This is a genomic window from Mesorhizobium sp. B2-4-2 (assembly GCF_006442845.1).
GTDB lineage: Bacteria > Pseudomonadota > Alphaproteobacteria > Rhizobiales > Rhizobiaceae > Mesorhizobium.
This window is the reverse complement of record NZ_VFVM01000003.1, coordinates 23,310-38,368: the sequence shown is the minus strand read 5'-3', so window position 1 is coordinate 38,368 and position 15,059 is coordinate 23,310. Positions and strand designations below refer to the sequence as shown.

12 protein-coding genes are annotated in these 15,059 nt (G+C 60.5%); 3 read left to right on the top strand and 9 right to left on the bottom strand.

The window, feature by feature from the left end; translation table 11 throughout:
- Window positions 1-72 precede the first annotated feature (72 nt).
- The 8 genes from FJ942_RS07240 to FJ942_RS07205 all read right to left on the bottom strand — a co-directional run bounded on the left by FJ942_RS07240 (window position 73) and on the right by FJ942_RS07205 (window position 8,516).
- On the bottom strand, window positions 73-1,257 hold the full coding sequence (locus FJ942_RS07240) for an acyltransferase (RefSeq protein ID WP_140818776.1): 1,185 nt from the start codon (window positions 1,255-1,257) through the stop codon (window positions 73-75).
- 322 nt (window positions 1,258-1,579) lie between these two features.
- Window positions 1,580-2,674: a NeuD/PglB/VioB family sugar acetyltransferase gene (locus tag FJ942_RS07235; protein ID WP_140498449.1), complete on the bottom strand. Its 1,095-nt coding sequence runs from the start codon at window positions 2,672-2,674 to the stop codon at window positions 1,580-1,582.
- 6 nt (window positions 2,675-2,680) lie between these two features.
- Complete coding sequence (locus FJ942_RS07230; RefSeq protein WP_140498448.1) at window positions 2,681-3,613, bottom strand: transketolase C-terminal domain-containing protein; 933 nt, start codon at window positions 3,611-3,613, stop codon at window positions 2,681-2,683.
- Window positions 3,614-3,616: 3 nt separating this feature from the next.
- Window positions 3,617-4,627 (bottom strand): thiamine pyrophosphate-dependent dehydrogenase E1 component subunit alpha, encoded by a 1,011-nt coding sequence (locus tag FJ942_RS07225; protein WP_140897419.1) that lies wholly within the window; start codon window positions 4,625-4,627, stop codon window positions 3,617-3,619.
- Window positions 4,624-5,799 carry a DegT/DnrJ/EryC1/StrS aminotransferase family protein gene (locus tag FJ942_RS07220; RefSeq protein ID WP_140897418.1) on the bottom strand — a complete coding sequence of 392 codons (1,176 nt, stop codon included), beginning with the start codon at window positions 5,797-5,799 and terminating at the stop codon, window positions 4,624-4,626. Before FJ942_RS07220 ends, FJ942_RS07225 begins: the two co-directional genes overlap by 4 nt.
- A gap of 22 nt (window positions 5,800-5,821) precedes the next feature.
- Window positions 5,822-6,499 carry a PIG-L deacetylase family protein gene (locus tag FJ942_RS07215; RefSeq protein WP_140498445.1) on the bottom strand — a complete coding sequence of 226 codons (678 nt, stop codon included), beginning with the start codon at window positions 6,497-6,499 and terminating at the stop codon, window positions 5,822-5,824.
- Window positions 6,496-7,158, bottom strand: a complete 663-nt coding sequence (locus FJ942_RS07210; RefSeq protein ID WP_140498444.1) for a sugar transferase — start codon at window positions 7,156-7,158, stop codon at window positions 6,496-6,498. The genes FJ942_RS07215 and FJ942_RS07210 overlap by 4 nt, the downstream gene beginning before the upstream one ends.
- Window positions 7,155-8,516 (bottom strand): polysaccharide biosynthesis/export family protein, encoded by a 1,362-nt coding sequence (locus tag FJ942_RS07205; RefSeq protein WP_140498443.1) that lies wholly within the window; start codon window positions 8,514-8,516, stop codon window positions 7,155-7,157. The genes FJ942_RS07210 and FJ942_RS07205 overlap by 4 nt, the downstream gene beginning before the upstream one ends.
- A 143-nt stretch (window positions 8,517-8,659) precedes the next feature.
- Here FJ942_RS07205 and FJ942_RS07200 point away from each other — a divergent pair, with 143 nt between their 5' ends.
- Both FJ942_RS07200 and FJ942_RS07195 read left to right on the top strand, forming a co-directional pair.
- Window positions 8,660-9,880, top strand: coding sequence for a glycosyltransferase (locus tag FJ942_RS07200; RefSeq protein WP_140633022.1), 1,221 nt, complete (start codon window positions 8,660-8,662; stop codon window positions 9,878-9,880).
- A 66-nt stretch (window positions 9,881-9,946) separates the two neighbouring features.
- Window positions 9,947-11,077 carry a glycosyltransferase family 4 protein gene (locus tag FJ942_RS07195; RefSeq protein WP_140633019.1) on the top strand — a complete coding sequence of 377 codons (1,131 nt, stop codon included), beginning with the start codon at window positions 9,947-9,949 and terminating at the stop codon, window positions 11,075-11,077.
- A gap of 36 nt (window positions 11,078-11,113) precedes the next feature.
- Here the strand turns inward: FJ942_RS07195 and FJ942_RS07190 are convergent, their stop codons facing one another.
- A complete protein-coding gene (locus tag FJ942_RS07190; protein ID WP_181169843.1) occupies window positions 11,114-13,411 on the bottom strand; it encodes a polysaccharide biosynthesis tyrosine autokinase in 2,298 nt (765 codons plus the stop codon).
- A gap of 280 nt (window positions 13,412-13,691) precedes the next feature.
- On the opposite strand from FJ942_RS07190, the gene FJ942_RS07185 reads away from it, so the two are divergent.
- The gene (locus FJ942_RS07185) at window positions 13,692-15,032 is read left to right on the top strand and encodes an O-antigen ligase family protein (protein WP_181169841.1); all 1,341 of its coding nucleotides are present in this window, start codon (window positions 13,692-13,694) and stop codon (window positions 15,030-15,032) included.
- Window positions 15,033-15,059: the final 27 nt, after the last annotated feature.

The following is a 15,059-nucleotide window of genomic DNA, read 5'->3' as shown; positions in this document are numbered from 1 at the left end:
TAACAACAGTGGTTACGACCAGTCTGCTATCTATCCGCCTCAAAAGCCGCAGGCCGCCGCGCAACGGCGATCCTACCCCCTTAGCCATGCCGCACGTTTGGCATTTGACGCCAGCCAAAGCCGCATCGCGCTTGGCTGCGAGGCCGAGCGATAGATCTTCTGATGATAGACAAACTCATAGGGCCACAGCTCAAGCGTTCGGTTCGCGAAATGCGTCAGCACCCAGGTGATCGCCGCCGCCGCCAAAATGAAGGCGCTCATCGATAGGACAACATTGCCGGAAAAAAGATGGGCGCGGGAAAACAGCGAGCGTGTCAGAAGATACGTGTAGGGATGCACCAGATACAGGCTGTAGCTCACCGTTCCGAAGTATCGAAGCAGCCGATTGCCAAGGAGTAGTGCCGTCAAGCTGTTCCGCGACACTGCAAGGCAGAAGTAGAGCCCCGTCGCGACCATGAGCAAGGGAAGCTCGGCATTTTGGAAATCGGACCAGTGATAGTCGTAATGGCCGCGGCTGGCGAGAAAGACGCAAGCTGCCAGCGCCCCGCTCTCGGCAAGCCGATGGCGGCCCCGGTTTACCCATTCAAATCGGTCGTAGGCAAGGCGGATCAGCCCGCCGGCAAGAAAATACAAGGCGATCGGGTACCGGGCGATAAAGAGCGCCGCGAGAAGACCGAGCGCAATTGTGCCGAGTCTGGTTGGGCGACGAACCGTCAGGAAAACGAACGCTGCCGTAAACACATAGAACCAGACCTCGAAGGTCAGGCTCCACGCGTTCGGCGTCAATTGCTCGGTATGGGTTGCAAGGTTCAGGAATGTCAGTCCTGCCAGAACCGCTGTGAGATTGTTGGTTTCGGGATAAAAGTTGGTGGTTGCGTTCAGCAAGATGAAAAGCAGGCTTAGCGCGAAAAACAGAGGGTAGAGGCGCAGGAACCGTCGGGCAGCAAACTGAGCGGGACTATAGCGTATCGCACTGGGCAGGATGACGAAGCCACTGATTACGAAGAAAAGGCAGACTCCGAAGGTGCCGAAATTCCAGAAGGGCGTAATGCGGTCGACATAGGCCGAATTGGAGGCGTAGACGTGCTCCGCCGTGCCGCCCAGGAGGTGAGCGAAGAAGACCATAAGAGAAGCAATGCCGCGCAACCCATGCGCGGCTACATTGAACGAATTGTCGCCAGCCGGCTTCGCTGACGCTTCGACGGGAAAATGCTGCGGACCCGATGAGTTCTGAGAATGGAGATGTGCAACGGTCATCTGAGCCTTCAAGTTGGATCTCGCAGACCATTTCACCGTACACCATCCCAGGTCTCGCAATGCTCGGGAATTCGAAGGACACCCCCGCCCAAAAGTAGTGGGCTGCCGCAGAAAAACTCCACCGGATGACTAACAGCCGCATTGCGGGACTGATTTAACCCAGGCCCGATGCTGATTGCGGGCGATCGCTGGACCGCAACCGAAGTACGGCTTGACACCGATCGGAAGTGGCGAACCCTCGGCCGCAGCCACGGGAGCCGCCCCGTCGAACCGCCCCGCTATGTCGCTTTCTCGAGCCGGAGATCGCCTTGGGCGACATGCATTAGCGGAGATGGCGGCGGCCCTGCGCGTCGACGATGGTGTTGTCTGCGACATTGGCGCTGATGTGCGCGCCGTTGTGGATCAGGCAGTCGGCGCCGATCTGGACGCCCAGGAGCACCGTTGCGCCCATTCCCACGACGGTCAAGGCTCCGATGCCCACTCCGCCGGCTATGATAGCGCCTGGTGTCAGGTGCGCATTGTCCTGAACGACGCTGTCGTGGCAGACTATAGTCCCCTGATTGACGATGACGTTGTTACCGATCGTACAGCGCGGACCGATGCTCGCGCCGGCCAGAATATGGCAGCCATGTCCAATCCTGGTCGCCTTGGAGACGATCGCGGAAGGATGGATCACAGGCGGCAGAACGAAGCCCATTGCGGTGGCGCGTTCATACATTGCCCGCCTCACCTGGCTTGACTGGGCGCCTCCGATGCCGATGAAAGCATAGCGCGTGCCCTCCGCAAGCAAACGCTCCAGGCAGTCTTCCGTGCCGATCACCGAAATACCGCCGCAGACGTGGTGGCCGGCGGGCAACGCTTGATCGGTGCAGCCCAGGATATCGTATCCGGCACCATCGAGAGCATCGATCAAACAGGCGGCGTGGCCGCCGCCGCCGATGATGACGGCCCGCCTGGAGAAAGCGACGGAACTCGGCTCGCCCGGTTCGGCTCTCTTGGCGGCGGATCGGCGACCGGCAGCAGCGCGCACCTCGGCTTCGCCAATGCGGCCATTGGACGGAATGACGTCCGCAAGGTTGACCCCGAGCTCGGATGCGGCCTTGCGGGCTTTAGCCGTTATCGCGACTTCGCTGGCCCCGACATCGGCCGCGCTGGTCTCCCCGACAACGACATTCGAATTTTCGTCGATGATTTTGCAAAGCGTTGCGCCGACAGGAACGAAGTCACCGACCTTGATGTCCAGCAGGCCGACAGTTCCTGCCTCCGGAGCATCTACCTCGACTGCGGCCTTGGTGGTCTCAAGCACGAAAAGAATGGTGCCTTGTTCGACCCTTTCACCTTGTGCGACCCGAATCTCGATGAGCTGGAGATTGTCCTCGTTGGCGTTAACCCGCGGGGCTTCGACAAGCACGGTCATGTACGCTTAGCCTTTCTGGAACAGCTCGATGCAGGCCGCCTGGATGGCGTTCACACCCGGCAGCAGATCGTCCTCCCAGTCGCGGCTTGAGGGAATGGGGTGATCGGGCCCGGTCAATGCGCTGAAGTGCCTGACCCGGCCGATCAGCGCGCGCGCACACTCCGACGCGAAGCCCCAGCCGGGAGAGCCTTCCTCCACCGCGACCACACGCGTGCAGTTGCCGACCTGGCTTCGGACCTCATCGCCAGGGAAGGGCGACAGCTGTTCGACGGCCACCACGGTGGTCGCGATTTCCTCCTCTTGCGCGAGTTTCTTTGCGGCCGCGACAGCGTGCTCGACGCAACCTCCATATGTCAGGATCACGACATCTGCATCCGCCGGGCGTGGAAGCGCGTCGGGTCCGAGCACGGGCCTGGAATACATCACCTTGTTTTCGATGATCAGGTGAGGGGATCGCGACGCGAAGGCCCGATGCAGAAGCGTACCAGGATCGGCATACTCGTGAGTGGCAAGCACCGTCAGCCCGGGCACGCCGCAAAAATGCTTTTCCAGGCTTTGCGAGTGCGTCGGCCCATAGCCGCGCCGTCCGCCCATGGGAGCGCGGATGATGACGGGGACCTCAACCTGGTCGTTGTACATCCAACGGAACTTGGCGACGTGATTGATGATCTGGTCGGCAGCAAGGGCTATGAAGTCTCCGAACATGAGTTCGACGATCACAGGCCGGCCTTTGATGGCCATGCCTGCCGCCATGCCAACAATGCCGCCTTCGCTGATCGGCGTGGTCCAGACACGGTCCTTATAGGCTGACGAAAGACCCTTGGTGACTTTGAAGGCGCCACCGTAGGGGTCAAGGACATCCTCACCCAAAATCACCAGACGGAGATCGGCTCCCATGAGATCGTGTAGCGCGCGATTGATCGATTCGACGACACGCATGGATCACCCTCGCGCCAAGGCGGCCGCGGCGGCGGATTCGACCGCGCGGTCCACGACATTCAGGCAGTAGGCGTCAATCTCATCGGCGTTCGCAACGCGCCGGCGCATCGGGGGTATGGGATCTCTGGCTCGAGCTTGCTCAAGACGCTCCGCCGGCCTCGTATCATCTCCCTTGCTGTGTGGGCCGATCCGTTCGGTTCGCAAGTAGAGCCAGCAGGGGCGGGATTCGGCGCGTACATAGCCTACGGCTTCTTGGGCGAGCTCATATATCGCGATCGGATCGTTGCCGTCATAGGCGAATGTGCGGACGCCGAACGGCTCGGCCCTGGCGACGATCGAACCGGAGACGGTCAGATGCTTGGGCGTCGTCTGGGCGATCTCGTTGTCCTCGATCACAAAGACCACCGGGGCGGCGAAAACAGACGCAAGGTTAAGGCTCTCGTATACGGCTCCCTCGCCCATCGTGCCGTCGCCGAGGAACACCACTGCGACGGCGCCCTCGTCCTTTCGCGCCAGCGCACTACCAACTGCGACGGGTGCGATGCCTCCTTGGATGCCATTGGAGTGGAAGTTGCGGAAGCACAGGTGCTGGCTGCCGCCGCGTCCGCCGCAAATGCCGGTTACACGCCCCATGATCTCGGCTATCAGGCCTTCGACTTCGCCCGAATAGGCAATGAAATGACCATGGCAGCGGTGGTTGCTCCAGACAATGTCGCGGTCCCGGTCAAGAGCGTTTATCACGCCGACCGCATTGGCTTCCTGTCCAATGGACGTGTGCGTCGTGCCGAACAGGAGACCTTGGGAAAAAAGATCGAGCAAGCGCTCCTCCACGAGCCGGATGAGCATCATCTGCTGATAAAATCGAACCGCGGCTGGCAGTTCGAATCCGAGCAAACTACGCTCTGTATGGGCAAGGGTTAGGTTCCGCGCTGCTGACGACGTCACTATCTGCAGCTCTGCCAGAGAAGACGCTGGAACGGTTTCATCCTTTCTGATGGCGCGTTCCTTTGTCATGCTGCCTCGAGCTGGCGCGAAGCCGTAACAAGGATTGACCGCGCCGTCGACGCGGCAGCCATGGTCTCCTCGGTCGTCCAGGACGGGTCGACCAGAAAAGCCATACTCGTTTCACCGAGCTGCCGTGCGATCGGCAGACGTTCGGGCGGCGCTACCCCGGCGTCCGCGAAGGCATGTTCAAGATAGATCTCAGAGCAGCTTCCCGAGAAGCATGGGACGCCGGCCGCATTGATAGCCGCAATCAACTCGTCGCGCGACCATCCGGGGGACAGCATCTCGGGCTTGATATAGAAATAGCATCGGTACCAGGCATGCTTATGCTCCGAACCGAGCTGGGGTGCGTGCAGCATCGGCAATTCAGCAAGCGTCTTCATCCAGATGCTGGCATTTCGCTCGCGTTGGCGAGTCCAATCGGGCAGGCGTTCGAGCTGCCGCAAGCCAAGCACTGCCTGGATTGATGTCATGCGCCAGTTGGTGCCGATGCTGTCATGCAGCCAGCGAAACCCTGTCGCCCTATGGGGGGCAAAGACCAGATCATAGTTCTTGCCGTGGTCCTTGAGGCTCCAGGCAGCGAGCCACAATTTCTTATCGTCCATTGCGACAAGCCCACCTTCGCCGCCCGTCGTGATGATCTTGTCCTGGCAGAACGAGAACGCCGCTATGTCGCCGAAGGAGCCAATCGGTCGTCCGTTGTATTCGGCTCCATGCGCCTGGGCGCAATCTTCAATGACTTTTATGCCGCTGCGCTTTGCGAGCTCCATGATCGGCGCCATATCGCACGGCCAGCCGGCAATATGCACGACGATCACTGCCTTCGTTCGAGCCGTTATCTTCGACGCAATCGTCTCGGCGGAAAGGTTGCCCGAACTCGGGTCGACATCCGCGAAAACAGGCGTGGCGCCGGCAAACATGACGCAGGCGGCGGAGGCGACGAAACTGCGGGGCGTGACGATCACCTCGTCGCCGGCGCCGATGTGGAGGATCTTCATCGCAAGATCCAGCGCGAGCGAGCCGTTGGCCAGCGCCACCGCGTGACGTCGGCCGAGGCTGCGCGCATAGGCGCGTTCGAAGGTCTTCACATGGTCGCCGGTCCAGGCGTTCACCTGGCCGGATCGCAAAACCTCTACCACATCGGTTATTTGTTCTTCGTCGTAGATTGGCCAGCGTTTCATCGCAGAATACTCCAGCTAGGATTCAAATGACGTTTCGCAGAAGGACAAAGGCCTCGGCCGCCCTCAGATGGGCGGCGGTGCCCCTGACGATCGCAAGCGCCCGCAAGGTTTCGATCGAACGCTCATGCGGGAAATCTCTGATCTGTGAGGCGAACATCGACGCAGCTTCGAGTTTGCGGTCCAGCGTCGATGCGATGTCTATGAAGACGTTCGGCACGAAGCTCGGCGTCACATAGGGGGCATTCCAGTTCGTTTCGGAGACGGTCTCGTAAGCCATGATCGTCCGCGGATATTGAGATTGGGTCGGGCGAGCCGCTACCAGCGATGACAGGAAGATCAGCTGGTGGTCCATGTGCACATCACCGACGAAAGGGATGAGCAACGTATCCGGCACGACATCCCGCAACAGGGTCAGCAGCGCCCTGTTGAGCGTCGCGTGCGGCGTCTCGGCGATCTGCGCTGCCGGCAGATCAAGCCAATGCGTCTGTTGCACGCCCAAACAGGCATGCGCCGCCTTGGCCTCGCTGCGAACCCGTTCCGTCATCTCCTCTGTGAAGGCGGGCGGGCTGCCTCGCGTAACCACTGCGACATGAACTTCTGCGCCTTGCGCAGCCATCCGGGCTATCGTGCCGCCACACCCCAGGACCTCATCATCAGGATGCGGTGCGATCACCAGAAGTCGACCGAGTGCTGGGTTCATGGCCGGACCGTCCCGGCGGGCATAGCCTTCAAAGCATGGTCGACATGGCGGCGGTCGACACGTTCGCCCAACAGTGCCACTTGGACAGTCAGAACCAGTATGTGCAGATCGAGCCACAGGCTGCGGTTGCGCACATACCAGAGGTCGAGCGCCAGCTTTTCGCTGTTGGTGAGGCGGGTATTGCCGTTCACCTGTGCCCATCCGGACAGGCCGGGGCGGACCGTGCCACGAATACGCCCCAGCTCGCCGAATTCGGCGATGGTGGCCGGGAGCAACGGACGGGGCCCCATGAAGGCCATGTCCCCCCTGGCGATCGAGAGAAGCTGCGGCAGCTCATCGATGCGGACGGAGCGCATCAGCCGCGTGGCCGGCGTCTCACGCAAGGCGTCGGGGAGCAGCATGCCATTCCCGTCTCGCCCTTCGTGCATCGTACGAAACTTGCAGATCACGAACGGGCGACCTTCCAGCCCGCTGCGAGACTGGCGGAAAAACAATGGACGGCCGACACTGGCCCAGACAATGGCAGCAGCCACGAGCCATAGCGGCAGGCTGAGAACCAAAAGGATCACCGCGGCGATACGGCTTGGTATGGCCCGGCCAAGCGGAACGCGCGCAGTCCAGCCGCCGGAACGTGCTGTTGGGGTGCTGAGGCCGATCATTGCGACGGTCCGACCTGGACGGAAGAGGTCGTCGCCAAGGTAGTGGCTGAACGGCTTGTCGTGTCCTGGGCGCTATCCAGGCGGTTTATTGACACAAGGATCGTATCTCCGGCCGCAACCGGATCGTCGAGGGTCGCCACCTTTGTGGCGGTCTGGCCATTTACCTTGCGGCGGATCTGGTAGGTGAACGTGATGGAGTTGTTGCTGCGTGTCTGCTCCGCGGCCAGCGAGCTCAACAGCAGGATCTGTTCCTCGGTCGATTCTCGAACCGCGATCAGGCGCTCGATTTCAGAGTTGTGGGCCTGGAGATCCGTCAGCGCCGTGTGTGTCCAGGTCTGGGTGGCGTCATCCAGGTCGCGCTGCAACTGGCTCAATTCGCGGCGCACCGTCGATGCCTGATTGTAGATTTCAAGCAGATGGGATTGCTGCGTGGTCGCTTCGCGCTCGGCGTTCGAGAGGTCTGTGATTGTGACGAGACCTTTCTTGTTGAGGCCCCTGATGCGATCGAGATCCGCCTGTGCCGAAGCGATCACTGTCTTTTGTATGTCCGAAAGCTGTTGAACATTGGCGAGGGCAACATTTACTTCTTCGATCCCCGCCGAGAGCTGCTTGCGACGTGTCGTCAGCGCATGTTGATCTGCTTCAAGGATGCGCTGCTCGGTAGGAAGCAGCGTCGCGAGCAGGTTGGCGTTCATGAGGCCCTTGATCTTGGCAGGCAGATCCAGTTCCGAGATCTTGTCGCTGTTTGCCAATTGGGCCTTGATGCGCGCAGCGGCGACCGCCTCCTTGGCGATCTCCACCACGCTTTCATCAAGAGCTCCGCGCAACCGGGCGCGTGTTACGACGCGATCCTCCGCCGTGGCTCCCCCGGTCGACTGGCCGCCCGCAAGCGCCACCGCCTGCTCCACGTTCAGTGCCGGCTGGTAAGGAAACGAGCCCGGCGCCTTTACATCCCCAAGGACGAAGATCGGGCGGAAGCTCACCACCGCAAGAGCTATATGCGGGTCATTGAAGAGTTCACGCTCGATGAATGCCTTACGGATACGACTCAAGGCGTCGGGCACCGTCAGGCCGCCGACTTCAAAGCTGCCGATCAGCGGAATGTTGATCGCGCCATCGCTGGCGACCGTGAGTTGTTCGGCGGGAAGCGCGTCGTCGATGAAGTCAAACGACACCACATCGCCGACCGAAACCTTGTAGTCATCGTCCGCCGCGGCCCAGGCATCAAGCTGGGAAATCAGAATCGCTGCAACCGCAAGGATCGCAATACTGGCGGATCCCAGTGCTTTCGCAAGGAATGTACTGGTCCACGCGCCTGTCGATCGCCTGCTCCGCGCCGCATTGCAATAAGATGCCATGGAAGCCCACCATAGAATTTTCCTGCAAAGACCCTAGCGACACCTGCGCGAGGACAATGAGTCATACCTTTGGTGGAGCGGTGACAACCTTCGGTCTGGTTCCCACCTAATTTGGCTAACTGGATGTCGACTGCAACCAACGTATGGTGCGGCTGGATACTGTCGGACGATTGAATGCTTCCTCAGGGCGGAGCGTTGCAGACAGCTGGGAAGCTTGCGTGCACACAAGTGTTCTTCACACCATTACCAGTCTCGACGTCGGCGGCGCTCAGGTCATGCTTGCCCGTTTTCTTGGCCAGGTCGACCAAAATCGCTTCTCGACTTCAGTTCTGTCCCTGCTTTCACCCGGTCCGGTGGCTGCAAACGTAGAATATACAAGATCGGGGCTCGTTTCGCTCGGCATGACGGAACGGCCGCGACCGCGCGATGTCGTTCGGCTGACGCGGTCGATAAGACGGGCGGCCCCCGATCTTCTTCACGGGTGGATGTATCACGGCAACGTCGCGGCAACGCTCGGCTCGATGCTAGGGCTCAATTTCTCGCCGGTCATCTGGAGCATCCATCACACGGTTCGAGATCTCGCCGACGAAAAACCATTGACGCGCCAATTGATACGGCTCTCGGCCCGCCTGTCGAGGCGCACCAGCGCGATCTCATATTGCTCGCGCGTCGCCGCCGATGATCACGAGCGCCTGGGCTTTGATCCGCGCCGGAGGGTGGTTATCCCGAACGGGACGGATTGCGATCAATTTTCCCCCTCGGCCGACGCCGGTGCGAAGCTGCGCCGCCTGTTCGGCTTGCCGCCCGGACGGCTGATGATCGGCCATGTGGCACGCTTCCATCCCATGAAGGACCAGGTTAGCCTGGTCCGCGCCATCAGCCGGCTCCTGGAACAGGGATACGACGTTCAGGGCATATTTATCGGGGAGGGACATGCCGACGGCCCGGTGCGGCGCACCGCCCGTGAGCTCGGCATAGACGACCGCATTACCACGCCCGGCATCCGCGCTGACATCGCCGACCTCATGCCGGGCTTCGACGTCTACGCGCTTTGCTCGGCTTGGGGCGAGGCATTTTCCCTTGCCGTAGGCGAGGCGATGGCCAGCGGCGTGCCGGCGGTGGTTACCGCGGTCGGCGACTCCGGCTGGCTGGTCGGCGACAGCGGCGTGGTCGTTCCACCGGGAGATAGTGAAGCTCTGGCCGCCGGATTGATCAGGCTTGTCAGCCTTGAACCGGCCGAGCGCCGCGCCTTGGGTCAACAAGCGCGTCGTCGCGTCATGGAGAACTTCTCGCTTTCCCTTTACGTCGGCAGGCACCTGGAACTCTACGAAGCAGCTCTAGGGCGTCGTCGCCATATCCGATAGGAGCGGCTGGTGGTTGCTGTGCACATGAATGGTCGAGATTCTCCTCGCGCCCCTGTGGACTATGCGATGCGCCGCAAGCGCATCGTCGTCATTGCGAGCCTGACGCGTTCGCTTGTCAACTTTCGTCTCGAATTGTTGAAGGCCATGGTCGCTGCGGGGCATGATGTCATTGCGCTCGCCCCCGATGAAGATGAGCGGGCGATCGCCGGTCTCAAGGCAATTGGCGTGACCTTCCGACGGATTCCGATGGCCAGGACGGGTACCAGTCCGCTGGCCGATTTGCGAACGCTCAAGGCGCTTTACAAGCTCATTCGCGGCTTGGCGCCCGAAATCGTCCTGGCGTATACGATGAAGCCGATCATCTATGGTGGATTGGCTGCCCGCCTTGCCCGTGTACCGCGCCGGTTTGCGCTCTTTACAGGCTTCGGCTTCATATTCAGCGGCAGCATGACGGGGCTGCGCGCAACCATTTTGCGCCGGTTGAGTATTGGTCTCTACCGCTCGGCTCTGGTCGGCTGCGAAGCAGTTTTCGCTTACAATGACGCCGACGCTTCCGACATCCGGCGCCATGGGATGGTTTCTGCGACGACGCCGGTGATCATGATCCCGGGTTCAGGAGTGGACCTGACACTGTTTGCCGCAAGCCCCCCACCTTCAGGGCCTCCCGTCTTCCTTCTGATCGCTCGCTTGCTTCGCGAAAAGGGAATTGCCGAGTTTGCTGCCGCCGCGCGTATCCTGAAGACCAAGTACCGCGCTGCACGCTTTCAGATTCTCGGGCCCTTCGATCCCAGTCCCCTCTCCATCTCGAAAGCCGAAATGGACCAGTGGACCAAGGAAGGCGCCGTTGAATATCTCGGCGAAACACACGACGTCGGTCCCTATTTGACCGCGTCCACCGTGTTCGTGTTGCCGTCCTATTACAGGGAGGGCATTCCCCGCAGCGCGCTGGAAGCCTTGTCGACCGGTCGGCCGATAATCACGACCAACGCCCCTGGCTGTCAAGAAACGGTGATCGAGGGCGAGAACGGTTTCCGGGTCGAGCCGCGAGACGTGGAAGCTCTCGCCTCGGCGCAGCGGGCTTTTCTCGAGGATGAGGAACTCGCCGCAAAAATGGGCGCCAACTCAAGAAAGCTCGCGGAAGACCGGTTCGATGTTCACAAGGTGAACCAAACCCTGCTCGAGGCGATGGGGATATAGTCGGCCGCGCCTGATCGGCCGCGCGGCCGATGGCGGTCAAGCGGGAAAATAACGACGAATCTGCTGCCGTTTCAAATAGGCTTTCCGCAGGGCACCACGGGCCTGTCGGAAGGGGTCGACGCGGTTGAACACCCAGCCGATCGATGGACCGCCGGCGAACCGCAGGCGCTCGACAACCTGGGAGAGAGCCTCTTGCGTGGTGCTGTCGCACGCGGCCACGACCACGACGGTATCCACCGAGGCGGCAATCCTGATTGCGTCTTCGACGACGAGCACAGGCGGCGCGTCGATGATCACCACGTCGTATTCGAGCCGGAACGCCTCCAGCAATTTCGCGAATTGGCTGGAATTGAGGAATTCAGGCAAGGTCTGGTCGTCGGCAGATGGCGCCAGCACATCCAGTCGCGGAACTTCAGGAAGCGTCTGAACGATCTCTGCCAGGGTGCAACCACCATGTAGGTAGTCGTTGAGTGTCTTGTCGGCGGGCCCAAACTGCATGGCGCTATGGATGCTGCGGGTTCGCAAATCCAGATCAATCAGCGCTGTCAGGGCGCCGTCCATTCCAGCTGCCACGGCGAGGCCCATGGCCGTCGTTGTCTTGCCTTCCTGTGGTAGTCCTGAGCTGACCAGGATCACCTGTTTGCTCCGGCCACCGTTCATCCGGGTGCAGGCCATGTACAGCGACCGGAAGGCATCGGAGAAGGCCGACCGTGGTTGCGACAACAAGGTTTCAAGAGGAGGCGTGGCGCGTTGCAGGAATTTCTTGGGCAGTTGCGGAATCGACGCCAGCAGTGGCGCACGGATAAGCTTCGATACCCGTTGTGACTCGCGTATTCTCACATCCATGCTTTCAAGCGTCAGCACAAGGATCAGGGCTAGGATCAGCGACGCGGCGAAACCGCCTGCCGTCATCAGACGAAGTTTGGGAAAGGAAGGGCTCGTCGGAATCTCGGCAGCGGAAACCGTCCGCACGCCGGGCTCGACCGCCTCGGAAAACGGATCGAGGCTGCCAAGCCTGCCTGATACGAGGTCGTAGAGCTTCTGCTCGGTCGACAATTGGTTGTTCAGTTCCCGAAGCTTCGCTTCCGCCAGGCTCCTTTGCCGCAGTTGCTCGTTGGACTCCTCCAAAGTCTTCGCGAGTTGGTTGACCCTGCCTTCGTTGACGCGGACGTCGTTTTCCAAGATTGCGATCGTACGCAGCATCTCCTGAGAGATCATCGCGCGGACGGCCGCTACTTTTGCATCCGCCTCCTGGACCAAGGGATGATTGCGCCCGTAGTTGCTGGCCAGTTGCGCGCGATCCCTCATCGCCGTCGCTTCGTCGTTGCGCAGGGATGTCAGGAAGTCCGATGAGAGCAGGGGATCGACGTTCGCGCCCGCGTCGCCGGTCTTGGCCGCCAGCCTGACCTGGGCGAGGCGCGCCTGCGCTTGCGTGTATTCACCTCTGGCGGTGCTGAGCTGCTCGTTGCTTTGCTGGATCGAGGCGCGCAGCAGATCATCGCGTGGATCGCTGGATACGCCGTGTTCTCGCGCATACTGGGCGATCTGGCCTTCTATGGCGGCTATCCGTGACGCAAGCTCCGTCGATTGCTGCCTCAGAAAGCTAACGGCGTCCTTGATGTCCTGCCGTTTGTTGTCCCGGGACCATTCCACGAACAGTTTGGCCGTCGCATTGGCTATCAGGGCCGCCCTCGACGCGTCGTCATTGAAAAAGGAGATCGTCATCGCCGAGCTCTCTCCGGACCGGTCAACCGAAACGCTCGACAGATACGATGAAATCGCCCGATCTTGCTGAACCCCCTTCGATGGCAGCGACGCGGGATCCTGCGGGTCGGCGCCGGCGACAAGGCTCCATAGCGCTCGCGGTATCGAGACGATCAAGCCGACGGCCTGTGACAGCAGTCCAGGGCCCGAATCCGAAGGGGAAGCTCGGCTCGCGGCTGGTTTCAGATAGGTGTTGAAGTCCGGGTCCTTGATGAGGTCCAGTCTGTCGACGACCAGGCTGGCAAAGACACGAGAGGTGATCAGATCCGCCTCGGTGTCCATTCGCGACTTGTCGGGCTGTTGATTAGGCTGCGCTTGTGCGGTGTCGAGAGGATTGGGATCGTCGGATTCGACAACGATCATCGAGCGAGCGGTGTACGTCTTGGGAAGTTCCACGGCCGTGATGAGCGCGAGAGCGGTGCCGGTAGTCACGACCGCAAGGATCAAGGGGAGGCGCCTTCGGAAAAGCGTGTAGAGCTCGCGCGGGCCGAAAGTGCGTTCCTTCGACGGCTCGATCGGCTCTTGAAGAAATGGTTCCAGACGGCTCCACACGCTGTTGTCGTCTATCAAGCTCACAGATCCCGCCCCTTTTTTGTTTGTCTTCGACTGGTCCAAGCCGGCCCTGCCACATCGGACCTGGAGGCTACCCAACATCGAATTCGCGACTTACCGCGACGACAGTTTTAACATGGTTGCGCGGCCGCAATCGCGCTCAAGAGGCTTAGCCGCAAAGGCGACATCATCCAAAAGGATAGCGTAACCGGCCCGGGCCCTATCTTGGCAGATAGGCTGAACTGCAGGCCCAATGAGGGCTGGCGAAAAGGACTCTCAAGCAGATTCAGGAGTGAGGATGAACTACGCCAGGGCTCCTCGCCATTATTGGACAAGGCCCGGCCCCAAACCGGCCGTCACATCGTTGCCAGAGGTAGCCGGGAGACTCGGGCTCTGGTTCGCCGTGGCGTCCGTCTTTCTCACGCCCTTCAATATTCTTCGGTTTGATGCATTCTATTTTACCATCAGCGACGGCTTCGCTCTCGCGGCCGTATTCGCAGCCATACTCGGGAAATCCTTTTCGATCTCTCCCTTGGGCGCGGGGACGTTTCTATGGAACATCGGCATCGCCCTACTATGCGGGATGCTGCTGCTAAGCAGTCTGATCCACGGAGATCCGCAGCGAGGCTTCATCATCTCGGCGCAATATCTGTACGCTTACTTTCTCCTGGCCTTCATGATCGTGTCGAGGCCCTGGGCCGAAATCGTTCTCTTGATGAAATCATTTCTTTGCTCGATCGCCGTGATGTGTCTGCAGGGGATAGTGATAATCGACATCCTCAAGCAACGCGGCACCGTCTTTGTCAGCGGCAATGGTCGTTTCCAGGGTTGGGTGGAACGCGAGAATGAATGCGCAACGCTGATAGCGCTCTCTGTCCCGCTAATGTTGTGGCTGGTGGCGTCAGGTTGCATAAAGCGTCGCTGGCTTTGGGTCGGACTGCCGCTTTTTGGTTATGGCATTATTTTGACAGGATCCAATACCGGCCTGATCGGCCTTGTCTTTGCGGTCACCATCTTCGTAGTCGCGACGGGCTCGTGGCGCCGCATCATTTCTTTAGCAGTGACGTCGCTCACAACATTCTTCATTGCCGTTACCTGGGGTCGGGACTTCTTGCCCGAGGTCTTCCAACACCGCGTGCTGAATGCACTGCAGAATGGTGACCTCGATGAGGCTGGCACGTTTGCAGACCGTATGCGGCTCATCCATGAGGCCATTGGCAAAGCGGACAATAATTCGCTGCTTGGCATCGGTGCCGACCAGTATCGGCTGGTCAGCGAATTGCACGCCCCGGTCCACAACACCTATCTCCTCATATGGGTCGAGGCAGGGCTGCCCGGATTCGTCGGTTTTCTGCTCCTGCTCGTGGCAGGCATCACCATCGCCATCCTTGCCGCTCGGAGTCGTGAAGGCAAGGTATCCGCCATTTGCACAGCGACGACCGTTCTCCTTTTCGCGGCGCTGGCCAACGCGCTGCCGCATCTTTACAGTCGTTTCTTTCTCGTGCCTCTGCTGCTTGGAATGGCGCCCAGTGTTGCGATTTTGCGCGACGGCCCAGCTTCAAGAACGGTCACGCGCTTTCTTCGCGGTACTCGCTCCACATACGGTCGTTCGCGGCCTTTCCTACGCAGGCCGATCTAAGGGGCCCACCAGCCGAGCTTTCCAGCT

Coding starts and splice junctions, on each gene's coding strand:
- FJ942_RS07185 (WP_181169841.1), top strand. CDS start 13,692: ATGAACTACGCCAGGGCTCCTCGCCATTATTGGACAAGGCCCGGCCCC.
- FJ942_RS07225 (WP_140897419.1), bottom strand. CDS start 4,627: ATGACAAAGGAACGCGCCATCAGAAAGGATGAAACCGTTCCAGCGTCT.
- FJ942_RS07220 (WP_140897418.1), bottom strand. CDS start 5,799: ATGAAACGCTGGCCAATCTACGACGAAGAACAAATAACCGATGTGGTA.
- FJ942_RS07210 (WP_140498444.1), bottom strand. CDS start 7,158: ATGATCGGCCTCAGCACCCCAACAGCACGTTCCGGCGGCTGGACTGCG.
- FJ942_RS07230 (WP_140498448.1), bottom strand. CDS start 3,613: ATGCGTGTCGTCGAATCGATCAATCGCGCGCTACACGATCTCATGGGA.
- FJ942_RS07215 (WP_140498445.1), bottom strand. CDS start 6,499: ATGAACCCAGCACTCGGTCGACTTCTGGTGATCGCACCGCATCCTGAT.
- FJ942_RS07205 (WP_140498443.1), bottom strand. CDS start 8,516: ATGGCATCTTATTGCAATGCGGCGCGGAGCAGGCGATCGACAGGCGCG.
- FJ942_RS07235 (WP_140498449.1), bottom strand. CDS start 2,674: ATGACCGTGCTTGTCGAAGCCCCGCGGGTTAACGCCAACGAGGACAAT.
- FJ942_RS07195 (WP_140633019.1), top strand. CDS start 9,947: ATGCGCCGCAAGCGCATCGTCGTCATTGCGAGCCTGACGCGTTCGCTT.
- FJ942_RS07200 (WP_140633022.1), top strand. CDS start 8,660: ATGGTGCGGCTGGATACTGTCGGACGATTGAATGCTTCCTCAGGGCGG.
- FJ942_RS07240 (WP_140818776.1), bottom strand. CDS start 1,257: ATGACCGTTGCACATCTCCATTCTCAGAACTCATCGGGTCCGCAGCAT.